At 68.6% G+C, this 15,507-nt stretch carries 16 protein-coding genes and 1 pseudogene; 11 read left to right on the top strand and 6 right to left on the bottom strand.

What is annotated here, in order from left to right; translation table 11 throughout:
• Window positions 1-64 precede the first annotated feature (64 nt).
• Window positions 65-1,150, top strand: a complete 1,086-nt coding sequence (locus Aco03nite_RS15590; RefSeq protein WP_203795807.1) for an S-(hydroxymethyl)mycothiol dehydrogenase — start codon at window positions 65-67, stop codon at window positions 1,148-1,150.
• 48 nt (window positions 1,151-1,198) lie between these two features.
• On the top strand, window positions 1,199-1,987 hold the full coding sequence (locus Aco03nite_RS15595) for an SAM-dependent methyltransferase (RefSeq protein WP_239145192.1): 789 nt from the start codon (window positions 1,199-1,201) through the stop codon (window positions 1,985-1,987).
• Between the two features lie 60 nt (window positions 1,988-2,047).
• On the opposite strand, the gene Aco03nite_RS15600 is transcribed toward Aco03nite_RS15595, so the two are convergent.
• Complete coding sequence (locus Aco03nite_RS15600) at window positions 2,048-2,881, bottom strand: alpha/beta fold hydrolase (RefSeq protein ID WP_203795808.1); 834 nt, start codon at window positions 2,879-2,881, stop codon at window positions 2,048-2,050.
• Window positions 2,882-2,966: 85 nt separating this feature from the next.
• Window positions 2,967-5,201, bottom strand: a complete 2,235-nt coding sequence (locus Aco03nite_RS15605; RefSeq protein WP_203795809.1) for an ATP-binding protein — start codon at window positions 5,199-5,201, stop codon at window positions 2,967-2,969.
• A 78-nt stretch (window positions 5,202-5,279) separates the two neighbouring features.
• Between Aco03nite_RS15605 and Aco03nite_RS15610 the strand changes: the two genes are divergently transcribed.
• The 7 genes and pseudogenes from Aco03nite_RS15610 (at window position 5,280) to Aco03nite_RS15635 (ending at window position 10,183) form a co-directional block, all read left to right on the top strand.
• On the top strand, window positions 5,280-5,753 hold the full coding sequence (locus Aco03nite_RS15610) for a MarR family winged helix-turn-helix transcriptional regulator (protein ID WP_203795810.1): 474 nt from the start codon (window positions 5,280-5,282) through the stop codon (window positions 5,751-5,753).
• A 105-nt stretch (window positions 5,754-5,858) separates the two neighbouring features.
• Entirely contained in the window at window positions 5,859-7,004 is a 1,146-nt protein-coding gene (locus tag Aco03nite_RS15615) for a CE1758 family FMN-dependent luciferase-like monooxygenase (protein ID WP_203795811.1), read from the top strand.
• Window positions 7,001-7,684: a CE1759 family FMN reductase gene (locus Aco03nite_RS15620; RefSeq protein WP_203795812.1), complete on the top strand. Its 684-nt coding sequence runs from the start codon at window positions 7,001-7,003 to the stop codon at window positions 7,682-7,684. Before Aco03nite_RS15615 ends, Aco03nite_RS15620 begins: the two co-directional genes overlap by 4 nt.
• Window positions 7,685-7,803: 119 nt before the next feature.
• Entirely contained in the window at window positions 7,804-8,127 is a 324-nt protein-coding gene (locus Aco03nite_RS15625; protein WP_203795813.1) for a hypothetical protein, read from the top strand.
• A 51-nt stretch (window positions 8,128-8,178) separates the two neighbouring features.
• The gene (locus Aco03nite_RS15630) at window positions 8,179-8,772 is read left to right on the top strand and encodes an acyl-CoA thioesterase domain-containing protein (RefSeq protein ID WP_275415872.1); all 594 of its coding nucleotides are present in this window, start codon (window positions 8,179-8,181) and stop codon (window positions 8,770-8,772) included.
• Window positions 8,661-8,990: pseudogene (locus Aco03nite_RS54075) on the top strand (thioesterase family protein); the annotation flags it as partial. The gene Aco03nite_RS15630 and the pseudogene Aco03nite_RS54075, both read left to right, overlap by 112 nt.
• A gap of 80 nt (window positions 8,991-9,070) precedes the next feature.
• Window positions 9,071-10,183: an alpha/beta hydrolase family protein gene (locus tag Aco03nite_RS15635; protein WP_203795814.1), complete on the top strand. Its 1,113-nt coding sequence runs from the start codon at window positions 9,071-9,073 to the stop codon at window positions 10,181-10,183.
• 55 nt (window positions 10,184-10,238) lie between these two features.
• On the opposite strand, the gene Aco03nite_RS15640 is transcribed toward Aco03nite_RS15635, so the two are convergent.
• Both Aco03nite_RS15640 and Aco03nite_RS15645 read right to left on the bottom strand, forming a co-directional pair.
• Window positions 10,239-10,976: a calcium-binding protein gene (locus Aco03nite_RS15640; RefSeq protein ID WP_203795815.1), complete on the bottom strand. Its 738-nt coding sequence runs from the start codon at window positions 10,974-10,976 to the stop codon at window positions 10,239-10,241.
• Between the two features lie 70 nt (window positions 10,977-11,046).
• Window positions 11,047-11,688, bottom strand: a complete 642-nt coding sequence (locus tag Aco03nite_RS15645) for a TetR/AcrR family transcriptional regulator (RefSeq protein WP_203795816.1) — start codon at window positions 11,686-11,688, stop codon at window positions 11,047-11,049.
• 95 nt (window positions 11,689-11,783) lie between these two features.
• Between Aco03nite_RS15645 and Aco03nite_RS15650 the strand changes: the two genes are divergently transcribed.
• The gene (locus tag Aco03nite_RS15650) at window positions 11,784-12,221 is read left to right on the top strand and encodes an anthrone oxygenase family protein (RefSeq protein ID WP_203795817.1); all 438 of its coding nucleotides are present in this window, start codon (window positions 11,784-11,786) and stop codon (window positions 12,219-12,221) included.
• 47 nt (window positions 12,222-12,268) lie between these two features.
• Window positions 12,269-12,739, top strand: coding sequence for a GNAT family N-acetyltransferase (locus Aco03nite_RS15655; RefSeq protein ID WP_203795818.1), 471 nt, complete (start codon window positions 12,269-12,271; stop codon window positions 12,737-12,739).
• A 3-nt stretch (window positions 12,740-12,742) separates the two neighbouring features.
• Here the strand turns inward: Aco03nite_RS15655 and Aco03nite_RS15660 are convergent, their stop codons facing one another.
• Together Aco03nite_RS15660 and Aco03nite_RS15665 are read right to left on the bottom strand one after the other, a co-directional pair.
• Entirely contained in the window at window positions 12,743-14,380 is a 1,638-nt protein-coding gene (locus Aco03nite_RS15660) for a glycoside hydrolase family 18 protein (protein ID WP_239145193.1), read from the bottom strand.
• A gap of 201 nt (window positions 14,381-14,581) precedes the next feature.
• Window positions 14,582-15,412 carry an endo alpha-1,4 polygalactosaminidase gene (locus tag Aco03nite_RS15665; RefSeq protein WP_203795819.1) on the bottom strand — a complete coding sequence of 277 codons (831 nt, stop codon included), beginning with the start codon at window positions 15,410-15,412 and terminating at the stop codon, window positions 14,582-14,584.
• Window positions 15,413-15,507: the final 95 nt, after the last annotated feature.

Here is a 15,507-nt window from a genome sequence, read left to right on the forward strand (position 1 = left end):
ATCAGGAGGCAATATGCCGGAAACCGCATATGGTCGGGTTTCCGTTCAACAGAAGGAAACATCCATGCCGCAGCAGGTCCGTGGAGTCATCGCCCGTGCCAAGGGCGCCCCGGTCGAACTCGTCGACATCGTCATCCCGGACCCCGGTCCCGGCGAGGTGGTCGTCAAGATCGCCGCGTGCGGGGTCTGTCATACCGACCTGACCTACCGCGAGGGCGGCATCAACGACGAGTACCCGTTCCTGCTCGGCCACGAGGCCGCGGGCACCGTCGAGACCGTCGGCGCGGGTGTCACCAGCGTGCAGCCCGGTGACTACGTGATCCTGAACTGGCGTGCCGTCTGCGGACAGTGCCGCGCCTGCAAGCGGGGCCGTCCGCAGTACTGCTTCGCCACCCACAACGCCACGCAGAAGATGACGCTGACCGACGGCACCGAGCTGTCGCCGGCCCTGGGTATCGGCGCGTTCGCCGACAAGACCCTGGTCCACGCCGGGCAGTGCACCAAGGTCGACCCGTCGGTGGATCCGGCCGTCGCCGGGCTGCTCGGCTGCGGTGTGATGGCCGGCATCGGGGCCGCCGTGAACACCGGCGCGGTCGGCCGGGGCGACTCGGTCGCGGTCATCGGCTGCGGGGGAGTGGGCGACGCGGCCATCGCCGGCGCGCGCCTGGCCGGGGCCACCACGATCATCGCCGTCGACCGGGACGCCCGGAAGCTGCAGTGGGCCACCGACCTGGGCGCCACCCACACCGTGGACGCGTCGGCCGTGGACGCCGTCGCCGCGATCCAGGAGCTGACCGGCGGGTTCGGCGCCGACGTGGTGATCGACGCGGTCGGCCGTCCGGAGACCTGGAAGCAGGCGTTCTACGCCCGGGACCTGGCCGGCACGGTCGTGCTGGTAGGCGTACCGACGCCGGAGATGACCGTGGAACTGCCGCTGCTGGACGTCTTCGGGCGCGGTGGCTCGCTCAAGTCCTCGTGGTACGGCGACTGCCTGCCGGAACGCGATTTCCCGATGCTGATCGACCTGTTCCAGCAGGGCCGGCTGCCGCTGGACAAGTTCGTCTCCGAGCGCATCGGTCTCGATGACGTCGAGAAGGCCTTCCACACCATGCACGCCGGGGAGGTGCTGCGTTCCGTAGTGATCTTCTAGGGCTTACCATGGTGGCGCCCGTGATCTTTGATCCACATAGGAGCGCTCGTGCCGAACGACCGGGATGTGCCCCCCACGCTGGACGCCACCGTGCCGCAGACCGCACGGATCTGGAACTTCCTGCTCGGTGGCAAGGACAACTTCGCCATCGACCGGGCGGTCGGTGAACAGATCCTCGCCTCCCGGCCGGAGCTGGCCGAGAACGCCCGTCTCAGCCGGGCCTACCTGATCCGGGCGGTGCGCTACCTGGCCGGTGAGGCGGGCGTGCGGCAGTTCCTGGACATCGGCACCGGGCTGCCCACCGCCAACAACACCCACGAGGTCGCGCAGCAGGTGGCACCGTCCAGCAAAGTGGTCTACGTGGACAACGACCCGCTGGTGCTGTCGCACGCGCGGGCGCTGCTCACCAGCCACCCCGACGGTGTCACCGACTACGTCGCCGCCGACATGTACGACATGGACGCGGTGCTGAGCGAGGCCGCCAAGACCCTGGACCTGTCCCAGCCGGTGGCGGTGCTGTTCATGGGCGTGCTCGGCCACATCGAGGACGACTCGGTCGCCGCCGAGCTGGTCAGCAAGGTGATGAAGGCGGTGCCGTCGGGCAGCTACCTGGCCACCTACGACGGCGCCGACATCACCCCGGCCAACGTCGAGGCGGCCCGGATCTGGAACGAGTCGGCCGCGCAGCCCTACCACCTGCGCAGCCCGGAGCGCCTGGTCTCGTTCTTCGACGGCCTGGAGCTGATCGAGCCGGGCATGGTCCCGGTGACCCGCTGGCGCCCGGAGGACGACGTCCCGGAGATCGACCAGTTCGGAGCGGTCGGCCGCAAGCCCTGACGGTTGACGGTTCGACGGGCCCGGCGCTGATCCCGTAGCGCCGGGCCCGTCGCCGTTCGATCAGGCGCTGTAGGAGTTCAGGAACGTCAGCAGGTCGTTGTTGAGCTGGTCCTTGTGGGTGTCGGTGATGCCGTGCGGGCCACCCGCGTACACCTTCAGCTCGGCGTCCTTGATCAGCGCGGCCGACGCCTGACCGCCCACCTCGAACGGCACGACCTGGTCGTCGTCGCCGTGCACGACGAGCGTGGGGACGTCGAACTTGGCCAGGTCACCACGGAAGTCGGTGGCCGAGAACGCGGCGATGCTCTCGTAGGTGTTGCGGTGCCCGGCGGCCATGCCCTGCCGCCAGAACGCGTCCTTCATGCCCTGCGACACCTGCGCGCCGGGACGGTTGGCGCCGAAGAACGGGCCGTTCGCGAAGTCCTGGTACAGCTGCGAGCGGTCGGCCAGCGAACCGGCCCGGATGCCGTCGAACACCTCGAGCGGCAGACCGCCCGGGTTGTCGTCGGTCTGCAGCATCAGCGGCGGTACGGCGGACACCAGCACCGCCTGCGCGACCCGGGCGGTGCCGTGATTGCCGATGTAGCGGGAGATCTCGCCGCCACCGGTGGAGAAGCCGATCAGGGTGACGTCCCGCAGGTCGAGGTGCTCGATCACGGCGGCCAGGTCGGCGGCGTAGGTGTCCATCTCGTTGCCGTGCCAGGTCTGCTCCGACCGGCCGTGCCCGCGACGGTCGTGCGCGATCACCCGGTAACCGTTGGACGCCAGGAACAGCTGCTGCGCCTCCCAGCTGTCCGAGTTCAGCGGCCAGCCGTGGCTGAGCACGACCGGGCGGCCCGTACCCCAGTCCTTGAAGTAGATCTGCGTGCCGTCGGACGTGGTGACGAAGCCCATGGGGGTCCTCTCGTGCGGGCACACCGGTGCGGTGCGGCCTCACCTTCAGTCAACCGGCCCCCGGCGGCCCGGACCACGCAGGAAATTACGCAGAACCGTCGATCGCGGCCAGCTGCTCCCGGGCCAGGCCGATGTGGTCCGGCAGGTTCCGGTCGATCATCTGCAACGCCAGCACCAGGTGGTCCCGGGCCATCGCGGGCATGCCGAGACCGATCCGGGCCCGGGCCAGGGTCAGATGCACCTGACCGGTCATCGACGTGTTGGCGAACCCGTCCACCAGCGGCAACGCGGCCTCCGCCATGGCCAGGGCCTCCGCCCAGCGCTCGGCGCGGACCAGGCACTCGGCCATGAACGTGTGCGCCCCGGCGAGCGCGCCCCGGGCCGGCATCGGCGACACCGGCCGGGCGGCGACCTCCCGGATCGCGGTGCGGAACTGCTCGATCGCCTCGTCCAGACGGCCCTGATCCATCAGCAGCAGCCCGAGACCCTGAAACTGCTGGACGTACGCGTCGTGGTCGCCGATCTCACCGAACACCCGCAACGACTCCAGGGCCGCCTGGTACGCCCGGTCCAGGTTGGTGCGGCTGAACCGCCAGGCGCTCGCCGCGTACTGCAGCGCCCATCCCTGCTGCCGCTTGTCGCCGAGCCGGACCGCCAGCTCGTAGGCGCCCATCGCGATCTCGGCGCCTTCGATCGGCCGGCGGGCCGGGAGCATGGCCGCCCATGCGAAATAGTTGAGGTGGGCCAGTTCCTGCGCCCGGTCGGGGAGCCGGGCGGCGGCGGCCCGGGACATGCCGTACACCTCGTACCAGCCGGCCCAGAACACCATCCGGTCGGAGAACCAGTGCATCGACTCGGCCACGTCCACCACCAGCTGGTCGTCCCCGGCGGCCGCCGCCACCCGCAGCGCGCCCAGCCAGTTCCCGGCCTCGGCCTGCAACCAGGCGTCCGCCTCCTCGGTGGTGGCCAGCGGCACCAGCCCCGACCAGCCGTCCGGCAGGCAGCCGTAGCCGGGTTCGAACCAGCGCCCGGCCACGATCGCCGTCGCCAGCAGCCAGTCCCGCATCAGCCGGGCGGTCTCGGCGCGGGTGCCCGGCGGCTCCTCGATGCGGAGCCGTTCGGCGGCGTACAACCGGATCAGGTCGTGGAACCGGTAGCGGTCGGCCCCCTCCGGTTGCAGCAGCCCCAGATCGACGAGCTGCTCCAGGCCGTCGACGGCATCCGGCAGATCGTTTCCGGTCAGCACCGCGGCGATCGGCGCCGCGAAATCCACCCCCGGCACGTGCGCCAGTCGCCGGAACAGGGTCGCCGCCTCCTCCGGCAGCTGCGCGTGCGACAGGGCGAACGCCGCCGCCACCCCGGTGTCCCCGGTCGCCAGCACCGCCAGCCGCCGGTCCGCGTCGGCCAGCCGGGCGACCAGATGCGCCACCGTCCACGCCGGCCGGGTCGCCAGCCGGGTGCCGGCGATCCGCAGCGCCAGCGGCAGATGCCCGCAGAACTCACCGACCGTCGCCACCTCCGCCGCCACGGCCGGGTCCACGGCCTGCGCCGCGATGCCCTGCAACAGCGTCGCCGACTCCTCCGGAGCAAGAGGATCAAGAGCTATTCGCCGTACGTCATCCAGCCCGCCGAGCACCCGCCTGCTCGTCACCACGGCCATCCCCGGACCGTCGCCGGGCAGCAGCGGCCGCACCTGCGCCTCGTTGGCGGCGTTGTCCAGCACCAGCAGGCACCGGCGCTCGCGCAGCACGGCCCGCAGCTGACTGGACCGCTCCTCGTCGGTCTCGGCGATCCGCCGCGGGCTCACCTCGCAGGCCCGCAGCAGCCGGACCAGCGCCTCCCCGACGGCCATCGGATCGTCGTCGGTGCCGCGCAGGTCCAGGTAGAACCGGCCGTCCGGGAAACGGCCGGCCAGATCCTCGGCCAGCTTGACCGCGAACGCCGTCTTGCCCAGCCCGGCCTGGCCGTGCACCACCACGACGTCCTTGCCCTCTTCGGTGAGCGCTGCCGCCTGCTCCAGCTCGGCGGACCGGCCCACGAAGTCGCCGATGGTGCGGGGCAGTTCGCACAGGCGGGGGCGTCCGGCGCCGGTCTGTGAGCGGCTCTGGCGCGCGATGTCCGCGAGCCCGGCGCGTTGCCGCGGGTCCAGGCCGAGTCCGTCGGCGAGAGCGGCCAGCGTACGGGTCTGCGGGGCTCTGCTGTGACCGCGCTCCATGTCGCTGATCGCCCGGGCGCTGACGCCGGAGGCCTCCGCGAGCTGCTCCATCGTCATCCCGGCGTCCTGGCGCAGGGCACGTAGACGGGTACTGAAGGTTGACACGCGACCAGCAGATCATCGGGGTGGTTGACGTGTCAATTCGGAGCGAGCTAGTGTTGGCACGTCAATCCGGGAGGTTCGATGGGTTCGAGTAGACGGCGGGCGCTGCCCACCCGGGAGCAACTGCACGTGTGGCGGGGCTATGTCGAGACCGCCGAGGTGCTGCGCAGCCGTCTCGGCGCCCGGCTGCAGAGCGAGACGTCACTGTCGGCGGGTGACTATCAGGTGCTGCTCGCGCTCAGCGAGGCATCCGGCGGCACGATGCGGTCCTCGACACTGGCCGTGACCATCGGGTGGGAGCGCAGCCGGCTGTCGCACCACCTGGGGCGGATGGAGAAACGCGACCTGATCCGGCGGGTGCCCTGCGACGACGACGTGCACGGCATCGACGTCACCCTGACCGCGACCGGTGCGGAGACCTTCCGGGCCGCTACCGTGCCGCACCTGCGGGCGGTTCGGGAGATGTTCGCCGACGCCCTCACCGACGAGCAGCTCGACCAGGTCGAGGAGCTGACCGCGACCCTGCGGCGGCACCTCGGTCTGGACCCTCTTTGAGAGACCGCTTTTAACAGACCGTTTTGAGAGACCGCGCGCTTCGGCACGTATGCACCCGCACGGTCCTTTTCACCGCCGTACCGAAAAGTGAAAGGACCTTTTGTCGTGCAGTTCGGCATCTTCGGCGTCGGCGACATCGCGCCCGACCCCAGCACCGGCATTCCCCGCTCCGAGGCGCAGCGCATCCAGGACACCATCCGGATCGCCAAAGCCGCCGACGAGCTGGGCCTGGACGTCTTCGCGGTCGGGGAGCACCACAACCCGCCGTTCGTGGCGTCCAGCCCACCCGCGCTGCTCGGCTACCTGGCCGCCGAGACGAAACAGATCCTGCTGTCCACCTCGATCACCCTGATCACCACGAACGACCCGGTGAAGATCGCCGAGGACTACGCGTTCGTGCAGCACCTCGCGTGCGGCCGGCTCGACCTGATGCTCGGCCGGGGCAACACCGTGCCCGTCTACCCGTGGTTCGGCCAGGACATCCGCAACGGCGTGCCGCTCGCGCTGGAGAACTACAACCTGCTGCACCGGCTGTGGCGGGAGGACGTCGTGGACTGGGAGGGCCGGTTCCGTACCCCGCTGCAAGGATTCACCGCCACACCGCGGCCGCTCGACGGGGTGCCGCCGTTCGTCTGGCACGGCGCCATCCGCACGCCGGAGATCGCCGAGCAGGCCGCCTTCCACGGCAACGGCTACTTCGCCAACCACATCCTGGCGCCGAACTTCCACTTCAAGCCGCTCGTCGACTTCTACCGGCAGCGGTTCCAGGACTACGGGCACGGCCGGGCGCAGGACGCGATCGTCGGACTCGGCGGTCAGGCGTTCATCGCCCGGAAGTCCCAGGAGGCGTACTCGCGGTTCCGGCCGTACTTCGAGAGCTACCCGATGTTCCAGGGCACCAGTCTGGAACAGGTCGCCACCGGGACGCCGCTGTCGGTCGGCTCGCCACAGGAGGTGATCGACAAGACGCTCACCTTCCAGGAGGGGTTCGGGGACTATCAGCGGCAGCTGTGGGCGCTCGACCTCGGCTCGATGCCGGTCGAGGTGGTGCTGGAACAGGTCGAGTTGCTGGCCACCGAGGTGGTGCCCGTACTGCGGAAGGAAATGGGGTCACGCCGGGCGCCCGGTGTGCCGGACGCGCCGACCCACGCCTCGCTGGTCGAGGCCGCCGGTGGTTCCCGGGAGGCGCGGCCCCGGCCCAACCGCGGCGACAACACGTCGGGTGCCGTGCCCTATCTGGACGCCGCATGAACCTGGTCCCGCCGCTGGTCCCGCCGGCGTTCCGGCTCGCTGTGGTCAGCGCCGGTGTCAGCGAGCCGTCGACCACCCGGATGCTCGCCGACCGGGCCGCGCGGGCCGTGGTCACCCGGCTGCCCGGCACCGACGTCCACGTCGTCGAACTCGCACCGATCGCCGCGGACATCGCTCGCGGCCTGGTCAGCGGGTTACTTGCCGGTCCCGTCCAGGAAGCGGTCGAGCTGCTCGCCGCGGCGGACGCGGTGATCGTGTCCACGCCGGTCTACAAGGCCGGGATCAGCGGACTGTTCAAGACGTTCATCGACGTCCTGGACAACGACCTGCTGATCGCCAAGCCGGTCCTGCTGGCGGCCACGGCCGGTTCGGCCCGGCACGCGATGGTCGTCGACGACCACCTACGGCCGTTGTTCGCCTACCTGCGGGCGATACCGGTGCCGACGTCACTGTTCGCCGCACCGGAGGACTGGGCAGCGGCGGAGACGTCCCAGCGGATCGACCGGGCCGCCGCCGAACTCGCGGCCCTGATGACGAGCGGGGTGGGCCGGGACATCGCCGACGGCGGCTGGTCGGCGTACCAGCACACCTTCGGAGGCAACGCGACCCGCTCCACCCGAACCCCGTCCGGCATCAACCTGGACACCGACCTGATGCGCCTGGCCCGCGGCGAGCCTTGATCCCCTGACACCTCGCACAGGACGCCGCCGTCGCCGTTCCGGCATCGGCGCGGCGGCGCCATCCACCCTCAACCTCGCGGCTCCGAGAGACTATCGGCCGGGTGCGACATAATCCGTGGGTGGACGACCAAGAGGCCTGGTACTCGGTTCGGTGCGTGTTCAGGCTGACCGAGTTCCGGACATACGAGGAGCGGATCACGCTCTGGCGGGCGTCATCCCCGGAGCAGGCGGTCAACCTGGCTGAATCCGAGGCGGCCGAATATGCCTCCGATGTCGCCGGTGAATATCTGGGCCTGGCGCAGGTCTATGCGATGGACGCCGGTCCCGAACACGGCGCAGAACTGTTCTCCCTGCTCCGCGACAGCCCGCTCCCGCCTACCGCCTACCTGGACACACATTTCGACACCGGAACCGAACGACAAGGTGCCGTCGAGTCCTCGTAGACGCCCCGGTGTGGGGCCTGCGAGGCTGGGCATCTTGCTGATCGGGAGGGGATGTTGGTGGCTGAGGGGGATGGGGCTCTGCCCGGGGCGTTCTATGAGCGGTTGTCGGAGAACGAATTTCGGGCCACGGACGCCACTGCCAGTCCCTGGGACTCCGCTCTGCAACATGGCGGGCCTCCGGCTGCCTTGTTGGCTCGGGCGGCTCTGCGGACTCGGCCTGATGAACTGTTGCGGGTCGGGCGGGTCACCGTTGACATGCTCGGGGGGATTCCGCGCGGGGTCGTTCGTACCGAAGCTGAAGTTGTCCGGCCCGGTAAAAGGGTTGAGCTTGTCGCCGCTCGGCTCTGGGTCGACGGGAAGCTTGCCGTCACCGGGACCGTGTGGCGGATTCGGGTCGATCCGGGGGTCACTGCTGAGCATGCGGATGCCGAGAGTGTTCCTGTGTTCCGGGGGCTCAGCCTCAACGGTTCTTCGACGGGGTCAGTCCGGACTGGGGGTATGGGCGGGCTGTTGAATGGCGGTTCGTCAGTGGGGGCTACTCCACGCCTGGGGGCTCGGAGGTCTGGGCCCGGCTTCGGATTCCGCTGGTCGAAGGGGAGGTCACCTTGCCTGTGGAGCGGCTTCTTGTCGTGGCGGACTCCGTGAACGGGCTTTCTGTTCGGCTTCCCATCACCGAGTGGCTCTCGATTCCGCCTACCCTCACGGTGACCATGCTGCGGGAGCCCCTGGACGAATGGATGTTTCTGCGGGCCCACACCACCATCGGGGCGGACGGTATGGGGATCGCTCGTGGGCAGGTCCATGACCGGGACGGGTTCGTGGCGGAGACTGCTCAACCCCTTCTGGTGCAACGGCGCGGCTGACGGGACTATCACTTCGGGACGATGCGGGTCGAACCTGAGGTAGATGTCTGCCGATGTAGCGCGCTTGAGAATCAGCTCTCATGAAACGCCTGATCGCATTGACGGCTCTTGTTCTCGGTGGTGTTGCCGTTCCCGGTGGTGCCGCCGCTTCGTCCAGCCCGGTCCTTCCGGCTCCCACCGGGCCCTATCCGGTCGGCGTTGCCACTCTGCATCTGACCGATGTGGGGCGGGCCGATCCGTGGGTGCCCGCATCCGGGGATCGGGAACTCATGGTTTCCGTGTGGTATCCGGCTGCCTCGGCAGTGGGGGAGACCGCCCGCTATCTGAGCGCTGTCGAGTCCGAGGCGATTCTGCGGGGGGCCGGGATCGCCGACGTGCCCGGGGATTCGCTCAGTGGCACCCGCACGCACGAATATCCGGATGCTGTTCCGGCCGGGCGGGCCCGGTCACTGCCCACCGTGGTGTTGTCGCCGGGGTTCACCTGGCCGCGCAGTTCCCTGACGGCGCTTGCCGAGGATCTTTCCAGCCATGGGTACGCCGTGATCGGCATCGATCACACCTACGAGACGTTCGCGACCACCTTTCCGGACGGGCGGGTCGCCACCTGTGCCGCCTGCATGCTGGAGGAGGTGGATGACTTCGGTGCTCAGGCCGTACAGAATCGGGCCGTCGACGTGTCCTTTGTCCTTGATCGGTTTTTCGGGGAGCGAACCCCGTGGCCGGGGGCGGGGCTGCTCGACCCGGAACGGATCGCGATGGTCGGCAGTTCGCTGGGTGGGGCCAGCAGCGCCGAGACGATGCTGCACGATCGGCGTGTCGATGTGGGCGCGAATCTGGACGGGACCATGTTCGAGCCGGTGCCCGCTGCGGGTCTCGACCGGCCGTTCCTGTTTCTCGGGGAGCCCGCGCACCGGCCCGGGGGCGCGGATCCGACATGGGATCGGGACTGGGAGCGGCTTCTCGGCTGGAAGCGGTGGCTGACGGTGACCGGGGCGGTGCATGCCTCGTTCACCGACTACGACCTGCTCGCCGAAGAGATCGGGGTCGATCTGGGCAGTGAACTGAGCGGGGTGCGGACCGTCGAGATCACCCGTCGTTACGTGCGCGCGTTCCTCGACCGGCATCTGCGGGGAAGGTCGCAGCCGCTGCTCGACCGGCCGTCGGTGCGCTATCCCGAGGTGGTCGTCCACTGATCCGAACCGGTCTTGCGGGGCCGGATCAGTGGCCGGACCCGCAAGACCGCCGGGTTTACTGCTTGACCTCGTCCTTGCCGGCGCCGCCGACCAGCTTGTCCTTGCCGGAGTCGCCCTCCAGCTTGTCGTCACCGGCGTTGCCGTAGAGGGCGTCGTTGCCGGAGCCGCCGTACAGCCAGTCGGGGCCGGTGCCGCCGATCAGGGTGTCGTTGCCGGTCATGCCGTAGAGGATGTCGAAACCGGGGCCGCCCAGCAGCCGGTCGTTGCCCTCGAATCCGTAGAGGACGTCGTCGCCCGCACCGCCGTCGAGCAGGTCAGCGCCCTTGCTGCCGAGGATGTCGTCGTTGCCGGCGCCACCGTAGATCCGGTCCCGGCCGGTGCCGCCGCTCATCGCGTCGGCGCCGGCGCCGCCCCAGGCGGACATCGGGACAGCGGAGCCGTTGTTCAGCAGGTCGTTCTGGTCGCCGAGCTTGACCACGAGTTCGGTGGGCGTACGCGACGTGGTGCACTTGACCTTGGTCTTGTCGCCCTTGACCGGCTTGCAGCCCTTGCCCGCCTTGATCGCGACCTGATCGTTCAGGGTCACGGTCCGGCCGGACACGGTGATCCGCAGGTTGTTGTTCTGGCCGGCTCCGGCGGTGAACCGGACCACGGTGCTGTTCTTGCCGCTGACCTCGGCCTTGGCAGCGGTGGCCGCCTGCGCCGGAGAGGCGAGGAACACCGTGGTGACCATGGCGGTCGCGCCGATCGCGGCTATCTTCTTGAGGTTCTTCTTCAGGTACGTATCGAACATTGATCCCCCGATCGTGTTTGTCGACCGGGATCTTATATTGATCTTGAAGGCTGTCCGGTGGGTGTCCTGATCAGAACGCGGACAGGCGGTCCACCAGCAGCTCGATGCGGTCCTCCGCATCCTGCGGGGGGAGGCGCCCCGCCCGGGACAAGGTTGCCAGGCCGTGCAGGGAAGCCCAGAAGATCTCAGTGAAAAGACCTGGTCGTACGTCGGGACCGGCCACGTCCTCGAGGGTTTCCAGCAGTGCGGTGAAACCGTCTCGTAGTGGCTCCGGGGTCTCCTCGGCGGCGAAGGTCAGGCCGCCGTCCAGTTGGAACATGGCGTCGTAGACCGCGGGGTAACGCTCGGCGAAGTCCAGATAGGCGCGGGCCAGGGCCAGAACCCGGCCGCGCGGGCCGCCCGTCGCGGAGTCCCCGGCGGTGTTCGTGGTGGCGTCCCTGGTGGTGTTCGTGGTGGCGTTTGTGGCGGCGTTCGCCGCGGCCCGGAGCGCAGCGGCCATCTCGGTGGCGCCTTCGAGGGCTACCGCGCCGATGATCTCGCGTTTGCCGCGGAAGTGGCTGTAGAGAACCGGCTGGCTGTACTGGATGCGCTCGGCCAGGCGGCGGGTGGTGACCGCGTCCCAGCCCTGCTGCTCGGCTAGTTCGCGGGCGGTCGCCACGATGAGCTTTTCGCGGTCGGCCCGTTCGCGTTCTTTGCGTACCTGTGCTGCCATGCCAGAAATTCTAGCACCGCTAGACATTCGAGCAGTGCTAGAGCTAGCGTTGCTACGAAAGCTAGCGACGCTAGATTACAGGGAAGGGATTCATTATGATCACCGCACTGCAGGTGCTCACGGTTGTGGTCGTCGGCGTGATGGTGGGGGTGGAGCTCGCCGTCGCCGTTGTGCTCAACCCGATCCTCGACAATCTTCCCGGCGACGCGGGTCAGCTCGGCCGGGCCCACGGTGGCCGGATGCTCGGCGCGGCGATGCCGGTCTGGTACATCACGTCGCTGGTCCTCGTGGTGATCTGGGCGGTCACCGCGTGGCACCGGTTCGTGGTCATCGCCGGGGTCCTGCTGATCATCAGCGTGATCATGTCGGTGCTGCTGCTGGTCCCGATCAACAACCGGAGCAAGAACTGGACCCCGGAGACCCGCCCCGCCGACTGGAAGCAGCAGGGCGCCCGCTGGGACCGCCTGCACTACGTCCGGGTCGCGATCATCGTCGCCGCGTTCGCCCTGCTGCCCGCGGCCTTGATCGGATGACCCGGCATGCGACTGTACCGGCCGGCCGAACCGGTAGGTTGTCGGCTGTGGTGGACGCGCGGCTGGAGCCGATGACCGACGACGAGTACAAGCCGTGGCGGATCGAGGCCGAGGCGCACTACGCGCGTAGTGTCGCCGCTTCCGGGCGGTCGGAGGTGGACTCCGTTCGCGTCGCGGCCGACGCCTACGCGCAGCTGCTTCCTGAGGAGAACCGGACTCCCGACCACCATTTCTGGTACGCCTACGGAGGTGATTTCCGGATCGGTTTCCTGTGGATGAAGGTGACCGACGGCGCCGCGTTCGTCTACAACGTCGCCGTGGAACCCGATCTGCGCCGACAGGGCTACGGCCGTGCGATCATGCTCGCCGCCGAGCGCTGGTGCCGTGACAACGAGCTGACCAGGATCAGTCTGCACGTCTTCGCTCACAACACCGGCGCCCGGGCGCTCTACGAGCAGCTGGGTTTCGCCGAGACCGGCCGCAACATGGTCAAGGATTTGGGTAATGGCTCGCGCTGACCCTCACTGCAGACCGTCGGCGGTGGCGGTGATGAGTTCGCCGTTGTCGGTGTCGCCCGACAGCTCCCAGATGAACGTGCCGCCGAGCCCCTGCTTGGTGACGTAGGCCATCTTGTCGCGCAGGGTGCCCGGGGTGTCGTAGCTGAACCATTCGTTGCCACACCTGGCGTAGGCGGCGCCGCCGATGGTCCCGGTGGTGGGGCAGGTGGTCTTGAGCTTGCGATAGGGCTGCTGCCCCGCGTTGAATCGGTCGAACCCGGGCGCCGGCGCGGTCGCCGTGCCGCCGGGGGCGGTCTGGGTGACGCCGCTCCATCCGCGGCCGTAGAAGTTGACCCCGAGCAGCATCTTGTTCGCCGGCACTTTCTTGTTCCTGAGTTTCTGTACCACCGCGTCCGACCAGAACCCGCTGGGGGCGCCGGGGTAGGAGGTCAACGGCGAGTGCGGACCGGTCGGCCCCTGGGGATTCCATTCGCCGGTGTAGTCGTAGGTCATCGGCAGTACGTAGGTCAGGCTGGCGATGCCTGTCACGTAGTCGGCGGCGTCGAGCTTGCCGCCGTCCGAGCCGTCGCCGGTGATGGCCGAGGTGATCACGAACTTGGTTCCGAACTTGGCCCGGAGGGCGGAGATGACCCGCGCGTAGCCGCCTGGCCCACTGCTGCGGTCACACGGTTCGATGGTGCAGACGTTCGGGTACTCCCAGTCGATGTCGATGCCGTCCCACAAGCCTGCCCAGCGGGGATCGTTGAGCAGGTTGTAGCAGGAGTTCGCGAACCCGGTGGGATCGGCCGCAGCCTGGTTGAAACCCGCCGACCAGGTCCAGCCGCCGAACGACCAGATCATCTTGAGGTGCGGATACTTCCTCTTCAGCTTCAGCAGTTGGTTGAACGACCCGCGCAGCGGCTGGTCCCAGGCATCGGCGACGCCGTCGACACTCTGCGCGGCACTGTGGATCTTCTGATAGTCGGCTTCCTCCTCGCCGTTTACGCACCTGCCCCCGGTGGTGTTGCCGAATGCGTACAGCAGGTGCGTCAACCGGGCAGCGGAGCCGCTGGTATCGATGTTCTTGACAAAGTAGTTCCGGTCGTGGACGGCCCAAGACGGGAAGTACGCGAAGGTGGCTTTACCCCGCGGGGTGACCACCGGCGGCGGGGGCTCTGAAGACTTCGTCGGCTCTGATGGAGCGGAGGAACCGCCACCACAAGGACCTTCGTCGCTCCATGCGTCATCCGGTCCGCTGTGAGCCGTGGGATCGGAATCGATCGACTTCCACCTCGCGCGGAAGTTGCGGCCGCTCTGTGACACCTGCGTCGGCTTGTCGTACTCGATGGAAGCCGACCAAGTTGTGAAGCAGGCGGGCAGCAGTGCCGGTTGTTTGCAGGGCCCGTCAGGCTGCCACACCGGGCCATCGGCCCGGCTGCTGCTGTTGGTATCGGGGCTGAGACCGTGGTGCCACCACCTGGACGTGTAGTTCAGGCCCTTCAGCGATGACTTCATCGTGGACTCGTAGACTTTCGTCGCCAGCCAGGCCGGCGCGCAGTCGGGGACGGCCGAGGCTCCGGCCGTGGGGGTGATCGCGGCGCTCAAGGCCACCATGCAGATGGATGCCCCGGCCCATAGGGCCGGACGAAGGATGCTGTTCACGATTGAACACTTCCGGTAGCTGAGGTGTGTGAGGGCATGCCTTCTCACCCCACTGGGCCGACACGTTCGCCTCGTTGGCGATTCGTGGGCGTGGGGCGTCGAGGATGGCGCGGCAGAGAAGCAGAACGCGAAGGCACATGCCTGGATGCGCGGTGGGGAGACTGCGAGGGGCCGAGCCGGCGGAACCGGCCCGGCCCCGAGTCAGCAGGCCTGGTATTTGTAGGTTCGGCTGCCCGGGGCGGTGACGTTCACGTCCCGGCGGATGACCGAGGTCTGGGCGCCGATGGAGGCGCAGGCCTTGGTGAATCCCTTGTTCGTGTATTCGATGTCGATGACGTTGTTGCCATACACGCTGGTGTAGTCGCGGCATTCGTCGTATTCGCCGCACTGCTCGGCGACTACGAAGTCGAGCCCGGCAGCTTTGCCGGCGGTGCCGAGTTCGGTGCTGTTCTTCTGCGCGATGGCCAGGCCCGCGGCGTGCGAGCGGGTGGCGAGCAGTTGCAGATAGGCCACCGCGCCGGCCTTGGTGAGCAGTCCTTTCGACCGGCTGTACGAGTCGATGTTGTCGGGTTCCACGGCCTTGAAGCCGGCGGCCGCGCACCCGGTGATCCATCCGCCGACGATCCCGGCCAGGGCTTCGCGTTTAGCCGGCGTCGACGTGTCCAGCAGGGTCTCGCCCCAGTCGGGGTCCTCGACATACCGGCCGCGCTTGTCTTTGAGTAGCAGGTTGTCGTGGTTGAGCTTCCACCAGTCTGTCTCATCGGGCTGGGTCTGGAAGGCGTTGACGTAGCAGAGGTTGTAGAGGCCGGCTACCGGCCGGTCGTTGCGGTCCCGGGTGACCACGGTGACACCCGCGGGCGGGGGATAGGCCTCGCCGATCTGGTAGTCGACGGTGGCGTTGACCGGCGGAGGTGCGAAGGCGGGAGCCGGAGAGGGCGCCGCCTGTGCCGCGGGTGCTAATGCGAACGCGCCGGTGAGAGTGAGTGAAACTGCGCTGACACCACTGATCAGGTGGTGGCTGAGGAAAGCCATGACGAAATCTCCACAGTGTGCGACCGGCCCCGCCTCGGACGGCAGCCGAACTGCGGTCCTGGCGACAATGCCCGGGCTGTGGTACCGGCTGGGCT

Origin of the sequence: Actinoplanes couchii (assembly GCF_016862075.1) — a bacterium.
Classification (GTDB): Bacteria; Actinomycetota; Actinomycetes; order Mycobacteriales; family Micromonosporaceae; genus Actinoplanes; species Actinoplanes couchii.